Annotated in this window: 17 protein-coding genes; 14 read left to right on the forward strand and 3 right to left on the reverse strand. The window is 72.7% G+C overall.

Going from position 1 to position 17,519, the window contains the following annotated elements:
• Positions 1 to 59: 59 nt before the first annotated feature.
• The gene (locus tag DEJ48_RS16665; protein WP_150216961.1) at positions 60 to 1,175 is read left to right on the forward strand and encodes an AraC family transcriptional regulator; all 1,116 of its coding nucleotides are present in this window, start codon (positions 60 to 62) and stop codon (positions 1,173 to 1,175) included.
• Here the strand turns inward: DEJ48_RS16665 and DEJ48_RS16670 are convergent.
• Positions 1,079 to 1,903 carry a tetratricopeptide repeat protein gene (locus tag DEJ48_RS16670; protein WP_190537453.1) on the reverse strand — a complete coding sequence of 275 codons (825 nt, stop codon included), beginning with the start codon at positions 1,901 to 1,903 and terminating at the stop codon, positions 1,079 to 1,081. The genes DEJ48_RS16665 and DEJ48_RS16670 overlap by 97 nt on opposite strands.
• A gap of 494 nt (positions 1,904 to 2,397) precedes the next feature.
• On the opposite strand from DEJ48_RS16670, the gene DEJ48_RS16675 reads away from it, so the two are divergent.
• From DEJ48_RS16675 to DEJ48_RS16685, 4 genes are all read left to right on the forward strand, one after another.
• A complete protein-coding gene (locus DEJ48_RS16675) occupies positions 2,398 to 3,594 on the forward strand; it encodes a lipase family protein (protein WP_150216963.1) in 1,197 nt (398 codons plus the stop codon).
• Between the two features lie 73 nt (positions 3,595 to 3,667).
• Entirely contained in the window at positions 3,668 to 3,814 is a 147-nt protein-coding gene (locus DEJ48_RS39745; protein WP_190537455.1) for a hypothetical protein, read from the forward strand.
• A gap of 65 nt (positions 3,815 to 3,879) precedes the next feature.
• A complete protein-coding gene (locus DEJ48_RS16680; RefSeq protein ID WP_150216964.1) occupies positions 3,880 to 4,965 on the forward strand; it encodes a molybdopterin-dependent oxidoreductase in 1,086 nt (361 codons plus the stop codon).
• Positions 4,966 to 4,974: 9 nt separating this feature from the next.
• Positions 4,975 to 5,880 carry an aminoglycoside phosphotransferase family protein gene (locus DEJ48_RS16685; protein WP_150216965.1) on the forward strand — a complete coding sequence of 302 codons (906 nt, stop codon included), beginning with the start codon at positions 4,975 to 4,977 and terminating at the stop codon, positions 5,878 to 5,880.
• A 69-nt stretch (positions 5,881 to 5,949) separates the two neighbouring features.
• Here DEJ48_RS16685 and DEJ48_RS16690 read toward each other — a convergent pair whose 3' ends face one another.
• Positions 5,950 to 6,891, reverse strand: a complete 942-nt coding sequence (locus tag DEJ48_RS16690) for a ScbA/BarX family gamma-butyrolactone biosynthesis protein (protein WP_150216966.1) — start codon at positions 6,889 to 6,891, stop codon at positions 5,950 to 5,952.
• 115 nt (positions 6,892 to 7,006) lie between these two features.
• Here DEJ48_RS16690 and DEJ48_RS16695 point away from each other — a divergent pair, with 115 nt between their 5' ends.
• The 4 genes from DEJ48_RS16695 to glpX all read left to right on the forward strand — a co-directional run bounded on the left by DEJ48_RS16695 (position 7,007) and on the right by glpX (position 10,573).
• Positions 7,007 to 7,636 carry a ScbR family autoregulator-binding transcription factor gene (locus tag DEJ48_RS16695; protein ID WP_150216967.1) on the forward strand — a complete coding sequence of 210 codons (630 nt, stop codon included), beginning with the start codon at positions 7,007 to 7,009 and terminating at the stop codon, positions 7,634 to 7,636.
• Between the two features lie 167 nt (positions 7,637 to 7,803).
• Entirely contained in the window at positions 7,804 to 8,502 is a 699-nt protein-coding gene (locus tag DEJ48_RS16700; RefSeq protein WP_150216968.1) for an HAD family hydrolase, read from the forward strand.
• Positions 8,503 to 8,538: 36 nt separating this feature from the next.
• Positions 8,539 to 9,336 (forward strand): SDR family NAD(P)-dependent oxidoreductase, encoded by a 798-nt coding sequence (locus DEJ48_RS16705; RefSeq protein ID WP_411757461.1) that lies wholly within the window; start codon positions 8,539 to 8,541, stop codon positions 9,334 to 9,336.
• A gap of 199 nt (positions 9,337 to 9,535) precedes the next feature.
• Positions 9,536 to 10,573, forward strand: a complete 1,038-nt coding sequence (gene glpX / locus DEJ48_RS16710) for a class II fructose-bisphosphatase (RefSeq protein WP_150221224.1) — start codon at positions 9,536 to 9,538, stop codon at positions 10,571 to 10,573.
• Positions 10,574 to 10,604: 31 nt separating this feature from the next.
• Here the strand turns inward: glpX and DEJ48_RS16715 are convergent, their stop codons facing one another.
• The gene (locus DEJ48_RS16715) at positions 10,605 to 11,801 is read right to left on the reverse strand and encodes a transposase (protein WP_150216969.1); all 1,197 of its coding nucleotides are present in this window, start codon (positions 11,799 to 11,801) and stop codon (positions 10,605 to 10,607) included.
• 246 nt (positions 11,802 to 12,047) lie between these two features.
• Here DEJ48_RS16715 and DEJ48_RS16720 point away from each other — a divergent pair, with 246 nt between their 5' ends.
• From DEJ48_RS16720 to DEJ48_RS16740, 5 genes are all read left to right on the forward strand, one after another.
• A complete protein-coding gene (locus DEJ48_RS16720; protein WP_150216970.1) occupies positions 12,048 to 12,671 on the forward strand; it encodes a TetR/AcrR family transcriptional regulator in 624 nt (207 codons plus the stop codon).
• 132 nt (positions 12,672 to 12,803) lie between these two features.
• The gene (locus tag DEJ48_RS16725) at positions 12,804 to 14,120 is read left to right on the forward strand and encodes a sulfotransferase family protein (protein WP_223832073.1); all 1,317 of its coding nucleotides are present in this window, start codon (positions 12,804 to 12,806) and stop codon (positions 14,118 to 14,120) included.
• 108 nt (positions 14,121 to 14,228) lie between these two features.
• Positions 14,229 to 15,518 carry an MFS transporter gene (locus DEJ48_RS16730; RefSeq protein WP_411757541.1) on the forward strand — a complete coding sequence of 430 codons (1,290 nt, stop codon included), beginning with the start codon at positions 14,229 to 14,231 and terminating at the stop codon, positions 15,516 to 15,518.
• A 43-nt stretch (positions 15,519 to 15,561) separates the two neighbouring features.
• Complete coding sequence (locus DEJ48_RS16735) at positions 15,562 to 16,800, forward strand: acyltransferase family protein (RefSeq protein ID WP_150216971.1); 1,239 nt, start codon at positions 15,562 to 15,564, stop codon at positions 16,798 to 16,800.
• A gap of 201 nt (positions 16,801 to 17,001) precedes the next feature.
• Positions 17,002 to 17,451 carry a MarR family transcriptional regulator gene (locus tag DEJ48_RS16740; RefSeq protein WP_150216972.1) on the forward strand — a complete coding sequence of 150 codons (450 nt, stop codon included), beginning with the start codon at positions 17,002 to 17,004 and terminating at the stop codon, positions 17,449 to 17,451.
• Positions 17,452 to 17,519: the final 68 nt, after the last annotated feature.

Consider the following 17,519-nt stretch of genomic DNA (forward strand, 5'->3'; position numbering starts at 1 on the left):
CTCAGCCGTTCTCGGAACGCGGTGTTCTGGGTCGGACCTCCCGGCGCTAACGTCGTGGCATGGCCAGGCGGACGATCACCGTGCACCACGTACGGGCCGTGCTGCGCGGCGCCGAGCGGCACGGCGTGGACACGGTGCCGCTGTTGCGGGGAGCGCAGATTCCGCCGCTCCTGCTCGGGGACGACCGGGCGCGGGTCACCGCGCCCCAGTTCGCCCGGCTCTTCCGTGAGCTGTACCGGGCGACGCAGGACGAGTTCCTCGGTCTCGGCTCCGCCGTCAGCAGGCCGGGGACGTTCGCGATGATGTGCCAGGCCGCGCTGGGCTGCCGTGATCTGGGCGCGGCCGTCGAGCGGGGCGCGACGTTCTACGGACTGTTCCCCGGCGGCCCCGACCTCGTCCTCGAACGGCGCGGCGACGAGGCCGTGTTCGGCGTGCGCAGCGACCTCGAACAGGACTACTTCCTCGCCGAGTGCCTCGTCATCATCTGGCACCGGCTGTGCAGCTGGCTGATCGGGCGCCGCATCCCGCTGCGCTGGGCCGAGTTCGGGCATCCGCCGCCCCCGCACAAGGACGAGTACGAGCTGCTCTTCGGGTGCCCCGTGCGGTTCGGCGCCGAGCGGACCGGCGCGGGCTTCGACCCGCACTGGCTCGACGCGCCGCTCGTCAGGGACGAGGACGCGCTCGACGAGATGCTGCGCCGGGCCCCCTTCGAGCTCCTCAGCCGCCGCGAGTACGGCACGACCGTCGCCGAGCAGGTGCGCCGCGTCCTCGCCCGGGCGCTGCGCTCATCGCCGCGGCTGCCCTCCCTCGGCGAGATCGCGGCGCGGCTCGCGGTGAGCCCGGCGACGCTGCGCCGCAGGCTCGCCCAGGAGTCCACGTCGTACCAGCGGCTGAAGGACGCGGTGCGGCGCGACGCGGCGATCGCGGGTCTGGTGGAGGGCCGCGAGCCGATCGCCGAGCTCGCGGCCCGGCTCGGATTCTCCGAGGACACCGCGTTCCACCGGGCGTTCCGACGCTGGACGGGCACGACACCGGGTGCCTACCGCACGGAGACGGAACGCCCGCCCGGAGCCCCGCCCTACGACTCCTCGTCGGACGCCTTCCCCTCCGGTGGCGGGCCGTCCGGCGGCGGGGGCGCGTCCGACGGGGGCTCCGAGGAGGCGCCGCGCGGCTGAGACCGCACGGCGTCGAACCGGGCGCCGTTGACCGCCGCGCCGTCGCCGGACACCGTCGTCTCCCCCTCCCGCTTGCCGAGCCGCCTGCTCGTGCGGCCGAGGGCGATCAGGACGGTGATCAGCGAGGCGGACGTGGACTCCATGCGGCGGGTGTGGCGGACGGCCTCCTCGTACGCGGCGTGGGCCTGCGGCAGCATGTCCTGCGCGTCGTAGACGTCCCCCATGTCCTTGAGCACGGACGCGTACCAGCCGGGGTCGGACGCGCCGTCGATCAGGGCGAGCACCGCCTGGCAGGAGGCCACGGCGTCGGCATAGGCCCCCTCGACGCCCATGCGGCCCAGCTCTTCGTAGGTGAGGGCCATGTTGTGCAGGACCGCGGCGCGCCGCTCGGTGTCCCCGATCTTCGGTACCTCCGCGGCGAGTTGCTCGAGAATGTCCCGCGCCTCGGACCGCTCGCCCATCGCGACCAGCGTGTTGGCGAGGGCCGTCATCGTCGTGGCGAGGTCGCTCGGATTGTCGGCCCGCTGCTTGTACGAGACGGCCTGCCGGAAGTACTCGACGGCCTCCTTGAGGTCGTGGGCGTCGCGGTAGGTGTCGGCGATGTCGTGCAGGATGATGCCGTAGACGCCCGGCGACTCCTCGGGGTCGGTCAGCCCGCGCGCCTCGTGGAAGCAGGCGAGGGCCTGTTCCAGACGGGCGGGCCGCGACTGGCTGGTCTCTTCCGGCATGGCGGTTCTCCGTTCGGGGTCGGATGGTGGGGTCCTGCTTCCGTCCCGGTGCGTCCGTGTTCGCCCGCGGCGCCCGGCCTCGCGGATGCTGCGCTGGACCAGTCGGCGGACGCGTACGGCCTGATGGGGGACCCCGGGGGTGTGGTCGGCGGAGGATGCCGCCGGGGTCGGGCAGCGTCCCGCGGGCGAGCAGGGGGCTCGCGAGGCCGCGCGGGCGCGGTGCGGGCCGTGCCGGGTGAACGGCCCGGTGCCCACCGGCCCGCTCAGCCCTCGGCCGCCGGCGCCGTCATGGCGTCGTCGAGCATGCGCCACACCCCCATCGCGTCCGGGCCCCGCGGCTCCCCCTCTGGGAACGTAGCGCCGAGACGGCGGCCTGGATACCTGCGAGCCGAGGTCAACGAAGGTGAGCGTCCCGGTCATCCCGGCGATTACCCGCCGGTCTCTACGGTCGTTGACAGAACACCCCTGCCCCTGAGGAAAGTTGGGAGAGCCGCATGCACACACGTACCAGCGCCAGAGCGTGGGCCGTGGTGGCCGCGCTCGGCCTGTCGGCCATCACCCCGCTCACCGCGGCGCACGCCGCCGCCGTACCCACCGGCACCCCCACGACCACCGAGACCCCCGCGAAAGCCGCGTCCCCCGGCGACATCGTGTCCTCCGAACCCAGCAGCTTCCACCCGCTCCCCGGCCAGCCGACCGACACCAGGGCCTGGAAGATCCACTACCGCTCGACCACGGCCAAGGGCGAGCCGAACACCGTCTCGGGCACGGTCATCGTGCCCCAGGACGGCAGGAAGGGCCCCCGCCCCCTGATCACGTACGCCGTGGGGACCGTCGGGGTCGGCGACCACTGCGCCCCCAGCGCGGGCTTCCCCAAGGGCACCACCGTGGAGGCCAACCTCATCCAGCAGCTCACCCTGCGGGGCTGGGCGGTCGCCGTCACCGACTACGAAGGCCTCGGCACACCGGGCGACCACACGTACACCGTGGGCCGCGCCGAGGGGCAGGCCGTGCTGGACGCCGCCCGCGCCGCGATCCGCCTGCCCGAGGCGGGTCTCGGCAAGGACACGCCGGTCGGCATCATGGGCTACTCGCAGGGCGGCCAGGCCTCGTCGTGGGCGGCCGAGCTGCACGGTTCGTACGCTCCCGAGCTCGACGTCAAGGGCACGGCGACCGGCGGCGTACCCGGTGACCTGCTGAAGGTCGCGAAGTTCAACGACGGCCTGTACGGGTCGGGCCTGATCTTCATGGCGGCGATCGGCCAGAACGCGGCCTTCCCCGAGCTGAAGCTCGACTCCTACCTCAACTCCAAGGGCAGGACGCTCATCGGCGCCCTGCGCAACTCCTGCGTCGCGGACGGCTCGGTGCTCGGCTCGTTCAAGACGATCGCGTCCATGACGACGAAGAACCCCCTCGACCAGCCCGACTGGAAGCAGCGCCTGACCGAGTCCCGGGTCGGGTCGGCACGGCCGGACGCGCCCGTGTACCAGTACCACGCGCTCGGCGACGAGCTCATCCCGTACGCCGTGGGCAAGCAGGTCCGCAAGGAATGGTGCGGGCGGGGCGCGAACGTCGAGTGGCACACGGTGCCGGTCGGTGAGCACGTCAGCGGCGTGATCACGCAGTCGCCGCTCGCCGCGCAGTGGCTGGCGGACCGGTTCGCGGGCAAGGAGGCGCGCGGCAACTGCTGAGCCGCGTTCCGACACACGGGCGGAGCGGAAAAGGATTGGGCCCGGTGGCGAAGTCCCCCTAGGATCTTGAGGTTTGCACGACTTCGAGAACCCGGGGGGAATTCTCGTCATGCTCATCGCGCCCACGGCTCTGTCCCTGGCCATGCTGGCCCTGTTCGTCCTGGCGATGAAGGCGTCGGACGCGGCGCCGCACCGCGGCGGGGCGGAGTCCGGCGCCTAACCCGACGGCCCCGGCAGCCCCGGAGGCCCCGGACGCCCCGGACGCCCCGGAAAGGGAGCCGCCCGATGACCGCACGCACCACGCCCCGCCCGCCGTCCGACGCGCCCTCGCCCGCGTCCGCGCCCGCCCCGACGGCCACGCCGCCGCTGACGCCGCCGCCCGAGGACCCCTCGCACGGGGATCCGGCCCCCGGCCCCGACTTCATCACGCCGGTGGACAACGTCTTCGTCCGCAGTCACCTCGGCGGCTTCCCCGACATCGACGCCGCGGCCTGGACCCTGACGGTCGAGGGCCTGGTGGAACGCCCCCTGCGCCTGGACCTCGCGACGCTCCGCGCCATCCCGGCGGACCAACTCACCGCCGTCCACGAGTGCTTCGGCAGCCCGCTGCGGCCCGAGACGCCGACGCGCGCGGTGACGAACATCGAGTGGACGGGCCTGCCCCTCGCCGCCCTCCTGGACCGCGCGGGCCCGCTGCCCACCGCCCGGCACGTGCTGTTCGAGGGTGCCGACACCGGCTCCTTCCACGGCGAGGACGGCCTCTCGTACGTGAAGGACCTCCCCCTGGAGACCGCGCGCCGCGATGTGTTCCTCGCCCACGGCATGAACGGCGAGCCGCTGCGCGTCCGGCACGGGTATCCGCTGCGGGCCGTGGTCCCGCGGATGTTCGGCACGAACTCGGTGAAGTGGCTGACCCGGATCGTGCTGACGGACGAACGCCCGGAGCACATGTTCACGACGACCTTCTACACGCGGACGCTTCCGGGGCACGACACCCCGCAGCCGGTGCGCGCGCTGGACGTCAACAGCAAGATCCTCTCCCCCGACGCGGAAGCCGAACTCCCCTACACCGGCTGGGCGTTCAGAGGCCGCGCCTGGAGCACGACAGAGGTCGTCCGCCTCGACCTCTCCTTCGACGGCGGCCCGTGGGAGCCCGCCACCCTCGACGTCCCCGGCGGCGACCCGGCCTGGCAGGGTTTCTCCCTGCGCCGCGCGCTGGCGCCGGGCCGGCACACGGTCCGCTCGCGCGCGACGGACGCGGCGGGACGCGTCCAGCCGCCGCCGGGCGCACGGAACTCCGTGCACGAGGTCCGGTTCACGGTGGGCGCTCGCACAAGCCGCAGGCCTCAACGGAACACCGCCCGCCGCTAAGGAGCCACCATCAAGTCCCCCGAGATCACCGAACCGTTACTGCGCACCCTCCTCAAGGAACAGCACCCGGATCTGGCGGATCTGGAGATCCGCCGGGCCGCCAGGGGCTGGGACAACGAACTCTGGCGCCTGGGCGACGACTTGGCGCTGCGCATGCCCCGCACGGAGCGCGCGCCCGGACTCCTGCGCAAGGAGTACCGCTGGCTGCCGGCCATGGCGCCGGGCCTCCCCCTTCCCGTTCCGACACCCCTGCGCTTGGGTGTCCCGTCCACCCGCTTCCCGGAACCGTGGACCGTGGCGGCCTGGGTGCCGGGCACACCGGCGGACCGCACACCGGTCAGCCGCAGCGCCCAGGCCGCGGAAGCCCTCGGCGACTTCCTGCGAACACTGCACGAACCCGCGCCGCCGGGGGCGCCCCCGCACCAGGGCAGGGGCGGCCCACTGCGCCCGCTCGCAGACGACTTCCCCGGCCGGCTCGCGGACCTGTCGCCCGAGGACACCGGCATCGGAACGGACGACGCGCACACCCTCCGCGCCCTCTGGGACGACGCCGTCGCGGCCCCCGCCTGGCAGGGCCCGCCCACCTGGCTGCACTGCGACCTGCACCCCGCGAACGTCGTGGTCGCCGACGGCGCCCTCACCGGAGTGCTCGACTTCGGAGAACTCTGCGCGGGAGACCCGGCGACGGACCTCGGCGCGGCGTGGCTCCTCCTGCCGCAGGGCGCCGCCCCCCGCTTCTTCGAGGCGTACGGCCGCGCCGACCCGGCGATGATCCGCCGGGCCAAGGGCTGGGCGGCCATCCAGTCCCTCGCCCTCATCGACGTCGGCCGCAACGGCGAACGGGGTCTGCCCGGCGGCAAGGTGACCTGGGGGCATGCGGGGCGGGCGACGATTCAGCGGCTGGTCGGTCGGTAGTTCAGGCGTGGTACCGGGCCCGGCGGCCCTCCGTTCCGCCGGGCCCGGTGGTTCACGGGGTCGGGTGGTTCACGGGGCCGGGTGGGCCAGGGTCACGCGGCAGGAGAAGGCCTCGTTGTCCTCCTGGAGGGCGGTGACCGAGATGCTCTGGTGGCCCTTCGGGTAGGCGGCGGGTTCGACGTGGGCGGTGATCAGGCAGGGTGCGTCGAACTCGACGTAGCGGAAGAACGCCGACTCGAAGCGGATCGGGAAGGCGGGCCTGCCCAGCGGGTCCTGGACGGCGTGGGCGGCCTGGCGGGCGGCTTCGAGCAGGAGCATGCCGGGTGCGTGGTCGACGGGGTGGTCGAACAGGATGGGGTGTGTCTGGTCGACGCGCAGTTGCCACTGGTGCGGCTGCGAGGTGGGTGAGAGCACTACGTCGTCGGCGTGGTTCCGGCCCGCCGGGGCGGGCGGTATCGGCGGGGTGAGCGGCGTCGGGGACGTGGCGCCCGGCGCCGTGCCGCGGTCGCCGCGGAGTCTGCGGTAGATCGCCGGGGCGTTGCTGCTGAAGCGGGTGTGCGCGGTTCCCAGGTGCCGGCCGTCGCGGAGGATCTCGATGTCCATCGTGAGGGCGGCGAGGCGGCCGCCGCGCCGGGTGATGTCGCCGCAGGTGATGCGGAGTTCGACGTCCATCGGGCCGCTGTCGAGGACCATCGCGTCGGGCGCGACCTCGAAGGTGAAGTGCTGCCAGATGAGGTGATGGCCGAGCGGCACGTCGTAGAGGGCGTGCGAGATCAGCGGGATGCTCTGCCGCAACGTCTCGGCGAGCAGCATCGGGTCGTGCCGTCCGGTGACGGGCTCGTAGAAGGCGTGGCCGCGCGGCCACCGGGCGGTGACCGTCACCCGGTCCTCGCCCGCGGGCGCCCAGCCGGTCAGCAGCACTTCGGCGCTGACCAGCTTGTGGACGTACTCCTGCGGCACGTCCCGCAGTTGGGTAGCTGGCGTGGTCTGTGCATACGAAACGAGAGTCATGGGTCCCCCCCAGGGATGTGTGATGCCCGATCGAAGTGCGCGGGCTCTGGTCTCCCAGAACCATGACGCGTAAAGTAACGTGCGTTCTTTTTGTTTGTCGAGAGAGGCCGTCCGGATGCCGGAACCGAAGCAGGAGCGGGCCCAGAAGACGCGCGAGGAAATCCTTCGCGCCGCCGCTGAGGTCTTCGACGAACGCGGGTACAGCGGTGCCAGCATGCGGGAGATCATGAACCGCGCCGGTGTGACGCTCGGAGCCGTCTACTTCCACTTCCCCAACAAGGAAGCGCTGGCCCTGGCGGTGATGCGGGCCCAGCCCGCGAGCATCGTGCCCGCCCTGAAGTCGCAGGGCCTCCAGCGCCTGGTGGACATCACGTTCGTGTGGGCGCACAAGCTCCAGACGGACCCGACGCTGCGCGCGGGCGTCCGCCTCACCAGCGAACAGACCGGCTTCGGCCTCGACGACGCCACGCCCTACCGGGAGTGGGCCCGGATCATGGAGGAGTGCCTCACCGACGGCCGCACGGCGGGCGACGTCCGCCCGGACGTCGACGTCCGCACGCTGGCCGAGTTCATCGTCTCCGCGTGTACGGGCCTCCAGGCGTACTCCCTGCTGGCGACCGGCCGCGAGGACCTGCCCGAGCGGACCCGGGCCATGTGGCGGCTGCTCATGCCCGCCATCGCCACGGCGAGCGCCGCCGACAGCATCGACGTGAGCGAGTCGCGGGAGGCCGCGGTCAACGCCTGACGACGGCCCCCTCCTAGGGCCTGTGTCGAAAGTCCCGTCTGCCCGGCGACGCCCGGCACGCACGCTCGCGGCGTTGTCGGGCCCGCCCTCCGGGCGAACGACGGGGCTTCCGACACAGGCCCTAGCACCACATCACTTTCCGACCGATCAGCAGCCAAGGACGTTCCATGCACCAGCACTTCGACCGACTGCGCCTCGTCGCGCTCAACATCGACGGCGTTCTGCTCAACGACACGTTCAGCCCCGTCATCGGCAACTTCATCACCAGCCGCGGGGGCGTGTACGACGCCTCGACCGAGCGGCGCATCCTCTCCCAGCCGCGCCGCGTCGCCGGTGGCGAGATGGCCCGCGCGGCCGGCCTCGACATCACGGGCGACGAGGCCCTGGAGCTCTACTTCGCCGAACGCGACCGGTACGTCGCCGAGCACCCCGTGCGGCCGAACCCCGGCGCCGCGGAACTCATCGAGCGGATACGCGGCCTGGGCCTCCAGGTCGTCTGCTACGGCGGCCTGAGCAAGCCCCACTTCGACACCCACCTGGGCTCCTGGGCCCACCTCTTCGACGGCCCCGGCTACGTCTGCACCGACTCCTTCCGCCCCGGCATCAAGGAGATCGCCGAGGACGTGTTCTCGCTGGGCCTCGACGAGGTGCTGTTCGTGGACGACGTCGCCCGGGTCGCCGAGGCGGCGAAGGGGCTCGGCGTGCCGTTCATCGGCCATCCCTGCAGCTTCCAGCGCACGTTCATGGAGGAGCTGTCGGTGCGGCACATCGTCGACTCGCTGGACGCGATCGACGAGGAGCTGCTGCGCACCCTCGACGCCGAGGCCGCGGCGGGCGCCAACTGGCCCGCGACGACGGCCAGCTGAACCGGACACCACCACAACCAGGGGGACGGCAAGACGATGAACGACACCACGACGCACGGCGGACACGGCGGACACGGCATGCTGGCCGGCAAGACGATCATGATCACCGGCGCTTCGAGCGGCATCGGCGCGGCCGCGGCACGCCTGTTCGCCGCGGAGGGGGCCGCGGTGGTCCTCACGGCACGCCGTGAGCCGCTGATCGAGAAGATCGCCGCGGAGATAGCGGAGTCCGGTGGGCGGGCCCTCGCGGTCGCCGGGGACGTGACGGTCCCGGCGGACGTGCGGCGCGTGGTCGACGCGGCGGTGGAGACGTACGGCCGACTGGACGGCGGGTTCAACAACGCCGGGTGGGCCACCGCGGGCACACCGCTGCACGAGACCGACGACGCCGTCTTCGACCAGGTGATCGACGTCAACGTACGCGGCGTCTGGAACTGCATGAAGGCGCAGATCACCGCGATGCTCGCGGACGGCAGAGGGGGCGCCGTCGTCAACACGTCCAGCGCCGCGGGCGTCGTCGCGACGGGGGCCACGGCGTCGTACATCGCGGCGAAGCACGCGGTGCTCGGCCTGACGAAAGCGGGCGGCGACGAGTACGGCCGACGCGGGATCCGCGTGAACGCCCTGGTGGTGGGGAGCACCCGCACGGAGCTGATGGACCAGGTGCTCACGGACACACCGTCCCTGGAGGAGAGCTTCGTCTCCCGCTCCATGCAGAAGCGGATGGCCGACCCGGTGGAGGTGGCGCAGGCGGCCGCGTGGCTGCTCAGCGACCGGTCGTCGTTCGTCACGGGCGGCTCCGTGCCGGTCGACGGCGGGTGGACGGCGGCCTGAGGCACGGCGGTCGTACGCGCGGGCCGGGGCACAGGAGGGGGGTGCCCCGGCCGACGCGCGCCCAAGGGCCGCGGGGCCTCGGGGAGTTGCCAAAGGCGTGGGGGGATCGGGGGCCGGGGCGGGCATCGAGGCGCACTCGGGACGTAACGTCCGGACGGAAGCTGCCCGTGCACGGAATCGGAAGGTCTCACCGGTGTCTCTGCTCACCTCCCCCGTCCCGACGTCCTCCCCGCTTGCGGTAGCCCCGGAGGCTCCCGACCGCAACCTCGCCCTGGAGCTCGTCCGGGTCACCGAGGCCGCCGCCATGGCCGCGGGCCGCTGGGTCGGCCGCGGCGACAAGAACGGCGCCGACGGCGCCGCCGTGCGCGCCATGCGGACCCTCGTCTCCACCGTCTCGATGAACGGCGTCGTCGTCATCGGCGAGGGCGAGAAGGACGAAGCCCCGATGCTCTTCAACGGAGAGCGCGTCGGCGACGGCACCGGCGCCGAGGTCGACATCGCCGTCGACCCGATCGACGGCACGACCCTGACCGCCAAGGGCATGCCCAACGCGATCGCCGTGCTCGCCGCCGCCGACCGCGGCGCCATGTTCGACCCGTCCGCCGTCTTCTACATGGACAAGCTCGTCACCGGCCCCGAGGCCGCCGACTTCGTCGACATCGACGCGCCCGCGTCGGTCAACGTCCGCCGCGTCGCCAAGGCGAAGAACCTGGCGCCCGAGGACGTCACCGTCGTCGTCCTGGACCGGCCGCGGCACCGGGCGGTGATCGACGAGGTCCGGGCGACGGGCGCCCGCATCAAGCTCATCTCCGACGGCGACGTCGCGGGTTCCGTGCTCGCCGTCCAGGAGGACAGCGGCGTCGACCTGCTGCTCGGCGTCGGCGGCACCCCCGAGGGCATCATCTCCGCCTGCGCCATCAAGTGCCTGGGCGGCACCATCCAGGGCAAGTTGCGTCCGCGGGACGACGAGGAGCGCGGCCGCGCCCTGGACGCCGGCCACGATCTCGACCGTGTCCTCGCCACGGACGACCTGGTCAAGGGCGACAACGTCTTCTTCGTCGCCACCGGCATCACCGACGGCGAACTGCTGCGTGGCGTGCGCTACGGCGCGGCGGGCGCCACCACGGAGTCCCTGGTGATGCGCTCCCGCTCCCGTACGGTCCGCCGCATCGACTCCACGCACCGGCTCGCGAAGCTGCGCGCGTACAGCGCCGTCGACTTCGACCGCGCGAGCTGACGCGACATCACGACACGTCCTGTGTACGCCTTCAGGCGATGCGGCGCTGCGGCCACTGTTCGGCCGGGTCCGGCGCGACGAGCCGCCGGTAGGCGTACGCGGCCGACGCCAGGGTCATGTGGTGGTGCCAGCCGGGGAACGAGCGGCCCTCGAAGTCGCGCAGGCCGTAGTTCTCCGTGAGGTCGGCGAGAGCGCCGACCGTGCCCGAGTGCGCCTGCACCAGCGGCAGCAGATCGTGCAGCCGCGGGTTGACCAGACTGGTCAGCCAGACACGCCCCACACCCGGCGAGCCGGGCCTGCGCCGGGCGAAGACCCGGTAGACGCCCGGTGAGACGCCCCGCCGCCCGGGCAGCCGCACCAGGGCGGAGACCAGCCGGTCCACGCGCGGCGCACCGTGCCGGAAGTCGACCGCGGCCGACACCGCGCCCTTCGGCGACAGGAGTTGCAGGAGCCGTCCCGCGGTGAGGATGCCGTCGGGCGCGCCCGGCGTGAGCACGCGCTGTCCCTCCGGCACGACCCGCAGTCCGTGCGGCACGGCGATCACGCTGTGGCGTCCGCGCGCGGTCAGCTCCGTGGCCAGGTGCGCCCCGGACGTCGGGTGGTGGCTCGTGTCGGCGACCACCGGGACCGGTTCGCGGCCGGTGTGCGGGGTGAGCGAGTCGACGAGGTTCAGGACGTGCTCCGTGGGAGAGCAGTGCCGCACGGTGTCGGGGATGCGCGTCCGCGCCCGCAGCTCCTCGTCCTCGTCCCACTCCTTGGGGAGCCGCAGCCGCCAGTCCACGGGAATGTGGTCGGTGTCCGAGGACAGGAAGAGCCCGATCCCCATCTGGCAGTTGACGGTGCGGCCCGTGGCCCGCTCGAACCGCTGGTGCACGCCGCAGGAGTGGCTGCCCCGCTTGGGCAGCACCGCGACGCCGACGGTCCAGGCACGGACCCGGGTGCGGCGCTCGGCCAGACGCAGCAGCTCGTACCGCGCCGGATTCCACTCCCAGGGGCTGGCGTTGGCGAACTGGTGCAGGGACTGGGCGGCCGTCGGTCCCGCGTGCAGCTGTGCCGCGAGCCGCTTGACCGACTTCCTGCCGGGCGTGGTGAGCAGCCCCAGTACGTAGGCCGCTGCCCAGCGCCGCTGGTCAGCGCGGCGCAGATGACCGAAGACGGTCTCCGCGTACGAGGTGATCGACCCGTCCGCGATCAGCTCGGGCAGCCGGTGGTCCTGCAGCTCCGTCATGGCATTCCCTCCCCGTGATGGCGCCTGACTCCCACAAGAATAGAGAACGTTCGTTTTCTTTTGAAGCCCGGGGGCCGAACAGGCACGCGGACCGCCGCTACTTGGCCAAGTCCATGCGGTCCCGTGCGGCACGAGGGGCGACTTTCGGAAGTCGGCGTTGTCGGCGAAGCGCCCAGTGCCCACAGTGGCTGTGGCGTGCAGGACCGGAGCGGATGCCACGGCTCCGGGGGGACAGGGAAGGGCGAGATGGTGAAGCAGGAACGGGCCGCGAGGACCCGGGAGGCGCTGGTCCGCGCGGCGGCCCACGAGTTCGAGCAGACCGGGTACGAGGGCACCTCCCTCACCCGGGTCGCCGGGGCCGCGGGCATCTCGGTCGGCGCCCTCACCTTCCACTTCTCCTCCAAGGCGGGCCTCGCGCAGGCCGTGCGGACCCGCGGCGACGCCGCGGTCCGCGCGTGCGTGGCGGAGGCCGGCTCGGGCACGGCGCCCGCGCTCGACAGCGTTGTCGCGCTCACCCTCGCGCTCGCACGGCTCCTGGAGGAGGACGAAGTGGTGCGCGCGGCCGTCCGGCTCTGGCGGGAGGTCCCGGACAGCGACGGCACGTGGTCCGCCCTGTGGCTGCCCGCGGTGGCGGAGGCCCTCGACCGCGCGGGCCGCACCGGACTCGCCCCCGCCGTCGGCGGACGCGACGTGGCACTCCTCGCGGAGTACCTCCTCGCGGGTGCGGAGTCCCGCATCCGGGGGCGGATCCACGGTCACGCGAGCGAGGGCGAAGGCGAGCGAGAGGAATCGGCCGAGGACGACGGCAGCGTCGAGCGGCACCTCTCCCGCCTCTGGGCACTCGTCCTGCCGGGCCTCTCCGGGCACTGACGCCGGGGCGGAGGCCGGGCGGGACACGTACGCGAAGAACATCCAGGACTCGACGGGGCCGACCCGGCCCTGCCGCCGTGCGGACACGACACGCACGGCGCCGAGTGACGCACGTATCAGGAAGGTGGGTCGGTGAGCAGACGGAGTGAACCCGCTGTCCTCGCACGCGAGTCGGCTGTTCCCTGGGGCGGCACCGGAGGCGGCCCCGTCTGGGGGCGCGCCGCGGGCCGGCCCCGGCGGGGAGCCGGCGCCCCGCTGCGGACGGCGGCGCACGGGATGCCCGGCGGGCTACCGCGCGGACGCGACCGTGACGTGCTCGCCGTGGACGACCTCCTGGACCGGGTGCGCGAGGACGGCGGCGCGGAAGGCGGCGCGGACGCCGTCGGGCTGCGCTTCCTGCCCGCGCTCGACCGTCTCCTCCACTCCCTCGACACCGAGGCCGACCTGCACGCGGAGGGCCGCGCGGCCGCACGCTCCGCCCTGGTGACGGCCCTGCTGAAGCAGCAGCAGATGATCCGGCTGCTGCGGGACCGGCCCGAGATCGCCCTGAACGACATCCGCGCCCCGATCTTCGTCACCGGACTGCCGGGCAGCGGCGCGGCGATGCTGCACAACGCCCTCGCCGAGCACCCCGGACTCGACGCCCCGACCCTCGCCGAACTGCACGACCCGGCGGGCCGCCCCACCACGATCCGCGGGCGCCGCGCGGCCCTCGACCGGGCCGGGAGCGTCGCGCGGGACACGGCGCTCGCCACGGCCGGGCGGGGCTCCGGGCTGCTCATCGGCGCCACGCGGCCCGGCGGCTGCCACCGGCTGCTCGGCAACGCGTTCCACGGCATGGCGGCGACGCTCGCCTGGCGCGTGCCCGGTTACGCGGCCTGGCTGGAGACGACCGACACGACCGAGGCGTACGCGTTCCACCGCGCCCAGCTCCAGGCGCTCACCTGGCGCGTCCCCGCCTCCCGCCCGGTCCTGCGCGACTCCTTCCACGCCCGCCACCTGAAGCAGCTCCTGCGGGTCTACCCCGACGCCAAGGTCGTCCAGGTGCACCGCGATCCCGCGGACACCGTCGCCGCGTGCGCCGGGATCGCGACGGCGCTGCGCGGACGTACGGCCCGGCAGGTCCGGCCCACCGGGCAGGAGTGGGCCGACCGCGTCGAGCGCCACCTCGTGGCGGCCGAGCGGGCCAGGCTCGACGTCCCCCGGGGGCGCCTGCTCGACCTGCGCTTCGACGACCTGGTGGCGGACCCGGCGGGGCAGGTGCGTGCCGTGCTCGCCTTCGCGGGCGTGACGGCGACACCGATGTTCGACCGCGTCGTGACGACGTTCGTCGCCGGGACGGCCCGCGAGGCCCGCCGCGCACGCCCCTTCCAGCCCGCCGAATTCGACCTCTCACGGCGGGAGTTGCACAGCCGCTATGCCGTGTACCGGACCAGGTACGGCGTGTGAGACACGAACCCTGCGCATACAGACTCAAGAAGGAGAGTGCCGTCGGTGACCGTGACATCTGACGAGGCGACGTCCCTGGCCCCCGGGGGGCCGACGGAGTCCGAAGGACTGGAATCAGCCATTCCTACCGGGCGGTTGGCGTTCACCGTCGGCGTCGTCGCCCTGGGCGGACTGCTCTTCGGCTTCGACACGGGCGTCATCTCGGGAGCGCTCCTTTTCCTCAAGGAGGACTTCCACCTGACGTCCTTCCAGGAGGGCGCGGTGATCTCGTCGCTCCTGCTCGGCGCGGCGGCGGGCGCCCTGTGGAGCGGTACGCCCGCCGACCGCTGGGGACGGCGGAAGACGCTGATCGTCATCGCCGCCACCTTCACGCTCGGGCTGCTGCTCGCCACCCTGGCCGCCGGCTTCTGGACGCTGGTCGCCGCGCGCGTGATCCTCGGGCTCGCCGTCGGCTCCGCCTCCTCGCTCGTCCCGCTCTACCTCGCCGAGGTGGCGCCGCCCCGGCTGCGCGGCCGCCTCATCACGGTCAACCAGATCCTGCTCACCGCGGGCATCCTCGTCTCGTACCTGATCAACCTCTGGTTCGCCGATGACGCCAACTGGCGCGCGATGTTCGGCGCGGGTCTGCTCCCGTCCGTCCTGATGCTGGTCGGCCTCTTCTTCGTCCCCGAGAGCCCGGTGTGGCTCCAGCGGCGCAGGCGCGGCGAGGTGATGTCACGGGCGAAGGGCGCGAGCCACGGCACACTGCGCGGGATGCTCGCCGAGCCCGTCGTGCGGCGCGCGCTGCTGATCGGCGTCACGATCGGCGCGGTGCAGCAGTTCGCGGGGATCAACACGATCATCTACTACGCCCCCAGCATCATGCAGCGCGCCGGGCTCCCCGCCACGAACTCGATCATGTACTCGGTCGCCATCGGCGTCGCCAACCTGCTGATGACGGTCGCCGCGATCCCGCTGGTCGACCGGGCGGGCCGCAAGCCGCTGCTCCTGCTCTCCCTGGTGGGCATGGCCGCGGCGCTCGTGCCGCTCGGCTGCGCGCTGAACGGCGCGTTCGGCGGGGCCTCGCACGTGGTCAGCCTTGTCTCCATGGGGCTCTACGTCTCCGCCTTCGCGGTCGGCATCGGACCGGTGTTCTGGATCCTCGCCGCCGAGGTCTTCCCGCCCGCCGTACGGGCCAAGGGGGTCGCGCTGTGCGTCCTCGTCAACTGGTCCGCCAACTTCGTCGTGGGCCAGCTCTTCCTGCCCGCCGCCGACCAGTTCGGCGAGGCGAGCGTCTTCTGGTTCTTCGCCGCGGTCTGCGTCGCGGCGCTGGTCTTCGTGGTGCGCACGGTCCCCGAGACGAAGAACCGCTCGTTCGACGCGATCCAGCGGGAACTGGCCGCAGGCGCGCGGCACTAATCCTTGCATCAGGATGCAATCTAACTCACTCACGGAGGTTCCCATGGCGACGGATGTCGCACCCCCCAGCAGGACCACCGGCACAGCCGGTGCAGACAGCACAGCCGGCGCAGCCGGTACGGCCGGTACGGACCCCGCCCCGGCCGCGAGACCGGTCGGCTTCGCCCGGCTCCCCTCGCTGACCGGCCTGCGCTTCATCGCCGCGGTCATGGTCTTCCTCTTCCACGCGTCCCTGACCACCGAGCCGCCACTGAACCCCTTCAGCGGCGACGTCTCGGACTTCTTCCACGCCGCCGCCAGCAAGACCGGGTGGATGGGCGTCACGTTCTTCTTCCTGCTCAGCGGCTTCATCCTGACCTACTCCGCGCGCCAGGACGACACGCCCCGCAGGTTCTGGCGCCGCCGCCTCGTCAAGCTCTACCCGAGCCACGTGGTCGGCTGGATCGGCGCGATGGTGCTGTTCGCCGCGGCCACCGCGACCTGGCAGCAGTGGCTGCCCAACCTGCTCCTGCTGCAGACGTGGATCCCCGACTACCACACGTACCTGAGCATCAACCCGCCGAGCTGGTCGCTCTCCTGCGAGGTCTTCTTCTACCTCTGCTTCCCCCTGTTGCACCGCTGGATCTCGGCGATACGCCCCGAGCGGCTGTGGGCGTGGGCCGGCGGCCTGGTCGCCGTCATCACCGCGATCCCCGCGCTCGGCTACCTGCTGCTGCCCGACGGCACGATGTCCAACGGCTTCCCGGTCTCCGAGGTCCAGTACTGGGCCGTCTACATGCTGCCGCCGGTGCGCACCCTCGACTTCGTCCTCGGCATCGTCATGGCGCGCATCCTCATGACCGGCCGCTGGATCAACCTGGGGATGCTGCCCGCCTGCGGTCTCGTCGCCGTCGGGTACGCGATCGCCAACGCCACGCCCTGGCTCTTCGGCCTCAACGCGGCGGCGCTCATCCCGTTCGCCCTGCTCATCCCCGCCGTCGCCGCCACCGACCTGCGCGGGGGCCGCTCCCCGTTCCGCGGGCGCGTGATGGTGTGGCTGGGCGAGGTGTCGTTCGCCTTCTACATCGTGCACAACGTCCTTCTGGTGCACGTCCGTTCGCTGATCGGCGAGACGCGGCAGTTCGGGTTCGCCGGCGGCATGGGCGTCATGGTCCTGTACTTCGTGGTGTGCATGGCCTTCGCGTGGCTGCTGCACAAGGGCGTCGAGATGCCGCTGATGCGGCGGTTCGCCAAGCCGCGCGCGGAGCGCCGGGCCGCACCCCGCGCGGAGCGCCGCCCGTAGCCACGACGAGAGCCGGCGTGCCCCGCCCGGGGGTGCGCCGGCTCTTCCGTGCGTCCACATGCTGGCCCTCGTGACGCACCTTGACCTATGCTTGCAAAGGCAAGTATTTCACACTGCTGTGACGACACCGTGGGGCGCCGAGCCGCTTCCCAGGGGGCCGGGGTTCGGGCGCAGGCGGATATCGGGACGGTGAAGGACGGCATGGCGACTGCCGCGCGCGGACGACTCAGTGGCGAACTCGAACTGTGGAGGCAGCTGCTGCTCCTGGTCAACGGGGTGAGCACGACGCTCGACAAGAAGCTCCAGCGCCAACACGGCGTGACCGCCTCGGAGTTCACCGCCCTGTCGGTCCTGGGGCGCGGCGCGCTGCGGATGCAGGAGCTCGCCGACTCGGTGGGGTCGAGCCAGTCCACGATGAGCCGGCTGGTGACCCGCCTGGAGAACGAGGACCTGGTCGCCCGCACGGTCGGCGAGGAGGACCGGCGGGTGATGTTCGCCCACCTCACCGCCGAGGGCAAGAAGCTGGTCGCCCAGGCGCAGGGCACGTTCGCCAAGGAGCTGTCGCTCGCCCTGGACATGGCCTCCTTCGAGCCGGAGACGGCATCCCTGGTCAACCGGCTCCGGCACACCCCGGCGCCGCCGGCCCGGTAGCGGGAGCACGCGACGGAGCCCGGCGGGGGCGGCTCTCACCGCCCCGGCCGGGCTCCGTACGGCAGCAG

Source organism: Streptomyces venezuelae (assembly GCF_008642315.1).
Lineage (GTDB): Bacteria > Actinomycetota > Actinomycetes > Streptomycetales > Streptomycetaceae > Streptomyces > Streptomyces venezuelae_D.